The sequence below is a fragment of the Actinomadura geliboluensis genome (assembly GCF_005889745.1).
Lineage (GTDB): Bacteria > Actinomycetota > Actinomycetes > Streptosporangiales > Streptosporangiaceae > Spirillospora > Spirillospora geliboluensis.
The window spans coordinates 1-4285 of record NZ_VCKZ01000588.1 but is presented as its reverse complement, the minus strand read 5'-3'; the positions used below and the strand labels follow the sequence as shown (position 1 = coordinate 4285).

2 protein-coding genes are annotated in these 4285 nt (G+C 73.8%); both read right to left on the bottom strand.

Annotation, left to right across the window (positions count from 1 at the left end; all coding sequences use genetic code 11):
* The coding region (locus ETD96_RS41905) for an amino acid adenylation domain-containing protein (protein WP_138642036.1) at positions 1 to 2898 on the bottom strand (2898 nt) is incomplete at its 3' end.
* Between the two features lie 450 nt (positions 2899 to 3348).
* A partial coding sequence (locus tag ETD96_RS41900; RefSeq protein WP_138642035.1) for an AMP-binding protein occupies positions 3349 to 4285 on the bottom strand: 937 nt, incomplete at its 5' end.

The following is a 4285-nucleotide window of genomic DNA, read 5'->3' as shown; positions in this document are numbered from 1 at the left end:
CGCCAGCAGCGTCTCGGCGGGGGTGCGCGGCGCGCGGCCCGACGCCCGCGCCGCGAAGTCGGGGGCGGGCAGCGCCGCCCGGTCGAGCTTGCCGCTCGGGTTCAGCGGCAGCGCGTCCAACGGCACCACCGCCGCCGGGACCATGTACGCGGGCAGCGTCTCGGCGGCGAACCGGCGCAGCTCGTCGGAGTCGACGGGTCCGGCCGGAACGACGTACGCGATCAGCCGGGGAGTGCCCGGCTGGTCCTCCCGGGGCACCACGACCGCCTGGCCCACCGCGGGGTGTCGGCTGAGCGCGGCCTCGATCTCGCCCAGCTCGATGCGGAAGCCGCGGATCTTGACCTGGTGGTCGAGGCGGCCCAGGTACTCGATCTGCCCGGCGGCGTTCCAGCGGGCGAGGTCGCCGGTGCGGTACATCCGCTCACCGGGTTCCCCGAACGGGCAGGCGACGAACCGCTCGGCGGTCAGCGCGGACCGGTCCAGGTAGCCGCGGGCCAGGCCCGCGCCAGCGAGATACAGCTCACCGGGCACGCCGGCGGGGACGGGCCGGAGCGAGGCGTCCAGCACGTAGGCGCGGGTGTTGGCGATCGGGCCGCCGATCGGGGCGCGGCCGGCGGCGTTGCCGTCGTCGAACCAGGCCGTCGCGTAGACGGTCGCCTCGGTGGGGCCGTAGATGTTGGCGATGCGGGCGTCCGGCAGGAGGGCCCGCAGGTCGTGGACGAGCTTCGCGGGCAGCGCCTCGCCGGCGAGGACGACGTCGCCCGCCTCCAGCGCCGGGGCGCCCGCCGCGAGCAGCGCCGACATCGCCGACGGCACGCCGCTGACCAGCGTCCCGGACCAGCCGCCGCGCTCGCCGACCTCCAGCAGGTCCCGGACGACCTCGATGTGGCCGCCCATCGTGAGCGGCGTCAGCCACTCGAACACCGACACGTCGAAGTTCAGCGACGTGGAGAACAGCACGCGGGCGAGCCGCTCCGGGCCGAAGTCCTTCTCCGCCCACGCGCACAGGTCGGCGGCGCCGGCGTGGGAGACGACGACGCCCTTCGGACGTCCCGTGGAGCCGGAGGTGTAGATGACGTAGGCGGCGTCGGCCGGGTGGAGCGGCCGGACCCGGTCCGCGTCGGTCACGGCCGCGGCGGCGGTGTCTCCGCCGGGCGGGGTGTCAAGGGAGGACGGGTCGAGCTCCAGGCGCGGCGTCGCGCCGGGCAGGTCGGTGCCCGGGGCCGTGACGACACAGGCCGGGGACGCGTCGTCCAGCATGAACGCGATGCGGTCCGCCGGGTAGGCGAGGTCGATCGGCTGGTAGGCCGCGCCCGACTTCAGCACGGCGAGCGCCGCGACGACCAGGTTCTCGTCGCGCGGCAGGGCGAGCGCGACGAAGTCGCCGGGGCCGGCGCCGCGGGCGATCAGCCGGCGGGCGAGGCGGCCGGCGCGCTCGTCCAGCTCCCGGTAGGTGAGGGTCGTGCCGGCGTGCGTGACGGCGGGCGCGTCCGGGGTGCGGGCGGCCTGCGCCTCGAACAGCTCCGGGACGACGGCGGGCGCGACCGGCAGCGCCGTGTCGTTCCACTCGTGCAGGACGCGGGACCGCTCGGCGTCGTCCAGCAGCTCCACGTCGCGGAGCGGCGTCGCCGGGTCCACGTCCCCGAGGGTGCGCATGAACCGGACGTAGCGGTGCAGGTGCGCGGCGACCTCGTCCTCGGTGTAGAGGTCCGGGTGCGCCTCGAAGTCGACGCGCAGCCCGGCGCCGTCGAAGTTGTCGTAGACGTTGATGGACAGGTCGTCGACCGGCCCGGTCGTGACGGCGTGCATGCGCGCCGGCAGGCCCGCGAAGTCCAGCCGGTAGTCGAACGCCATGATGTTGATGACCGGCCCGTACAGCCGGTGCCGCTCGCCCAGCAGCTTCAGGTCGCGGACCAGGTCGTCGCGGCGGTAGCGCTGGTGCCGCAGCGCCCGCGCGGTCGCCCGGGTCGCGGCGCGCACCAGGTCGTCGACCGTCATGTCCGGGCCGACGCGGACCCGCAGCGGCAGGATCGTCGACATCATCGCCGGCGTCTCCATCGCCAGCCGGGTGGTGCGGCCGGTGACGGCGAGCCCGAGGATCACGTCCTCGGCGCCGGTCATCCGCGCCACGTACGCGGCGGTCGCGGCGATCGCGAGGCCCGGCGTCGCGGTGCGCAGCCGGCGGGCCCCGGCCGCGAGCGCGGCGCTCTCCGCGGGCGGGACGACGCTGATCATGCTCCGGTAGTCGGCGGTGGGCTCGGCGGTCCCGTCGGCCAGCGACACCGCCGCCGGGCGGTCGGCGAACCGCTCGGTCCAGTAGGCGCGGTCCCGCTCGAACTTCTCCGACGCCCGGTACGCCTCCTCCTCGGCGAGCAGCGCCCGGTAGTCGCCGAGCTCGGCCGGGACGTACGCGCCGCCGGCGGACAGCGAGGTGTAGACCTCGGCGGCGCGGCGGCTGATCATCGGGCCGCTGAAGCCGTCCTGGATGATGTGGTGCGCGCGGATGAACCAGCGGTGCAGGTCCGGCGCGAGCCGCAGCAGCGCCGTGCTGAACAGCCGCCCGCCGTCCAGCGGCAGCGGCTCGGCCAGCCGCGCGCGCATCCACGCGCGCGCGGCGGCGTCCGGGTCGGGCTCGCCGGACAGGTCCACGAGCGGGATCGACACGGAGGCGTCCGGGTCGAGGACCTGGCGGACGGCCCCGTCCGCCTCCACGAGCCGCGCGTTCATCGCGAGCACCTCGTGCGCGCCGAGCCGCGCGACGCGGTCGAACAGCGCGTGGTCGAGCGGTCCCTCGATCTCGATGTACTGCGCGATGTGAATCGGCGTTTCCGGCGCCAGCTGCTGCGCGTACCAGACGCTCTGCTGAGCGGCCGAAAGGGGAACGTACTCGGTGGGCATCAAGCAGCACTTTCCCGGTCGAAGGGGATTTCCTTTACGCCCGGCATCGGAACCGGCAGGGCACCGGCGGGCAGAAATTCAAAAAGCATGACCACAGAACTGATCGGGCTTGCCCCGTCCCCTTTCACCCCGAGCCTGCGCCGGGAACGCGATCGGCCCGCACTTTCCCGGAGTCAACGCCCTGTGTTCCCGCCAATACAGAGCGCCGCCGCTTTCCGCGCTCGACCGGAACCGCCCTCGACCCGTGTTCTACTCAGGAGTAGCGAGGTCACAGTCAACCAGCCTGTCACATGCCTCGCAATCCCCTCATAAGTAGAAGTTGGCCGGTCGCATTGCTAACGGGAGTGACAAAACGGCGGGCCCGCGCCGCGGGTCACCGCCGCCGCGACGCTCATCGGATGACAAAGGTTGACAACCGGATCGGCCCACACCGGTCACGCAGTGTGATCGTCAGCGGGCGGGGTACTCGTGCACGACCACCGCGGCGGCGCGCACCCCGGGGTGCCGCTGCAGCACCGCCTCGATCTCGCCCAGCTCCATCCGCACCCCGGCGATCTTGACCTGCCGGTCGACGCGGCCGAGGTACTGCAGGGTGGGCCGGTCCTCGCCGCCCGCGCCCGCAGGGAGCAGCTTCACCGCGTCGCCCGTCCGGTACAGGCGGCCCGTCGGGGACGCCGGGTCGAACGGGTCGCGGTAGAACGCCTCGCGGGTCCGCTCGTCGTTGCCGAGGTAGCCGCGCCCGACGACGACGCCGCCGACGAACAGCTCGCCGGTCTCGCCGACGTCGCAGGCGGACCAGGCCCCCTCGTCCTCGCGCAGCACGTACAGGCGCGCGTTGACGATGGGCGTGCCGATCGGGAGCCGCAGGAGCTCCAGGTCGCCGGCCGTCACGGTGTGGTGGGTGACGTCGTCGGAGCACTCGGTGGGGCCGTAGGCGTTGAGGAGCCGGGCGTGCGGCATCGCCTCCAGCCAGCGGCGGGACAGTTCGGCGGGCAGTTCCTCGCCGGTGGCGATCATCCAGCGCAGGCCGGTCAGCGAGCCGGGGGCGAGGTCGTCCAGCAGGTGCCTGACCATGGTGGGGACGAGCTCGACGACCGTGATGCCGCGGTCGTCCACGGCGCGGGCGAACGCGGCCGGGTCGTGCCCGACCTCGTCGCCGATCACGTCGATCCGGCCGCCGATCAGGAGCGGGCAGAGCATCTGCCAGATCGAGATGTCGAAGCCGAGCGGGGCGGTGAACGCGACGGTGTCCGCGCCGGTCAGCTCCAGGTCGATGATCTTCGCCCAGAGGTGGTTGAGCATGCCCTGGTGCTCGACGACCGCGCCCTTCGGGCGGCCGGTCGAGCCCGAGGTGAACAGCACGTACCGGGGCTGGTCGGGGGCGGTC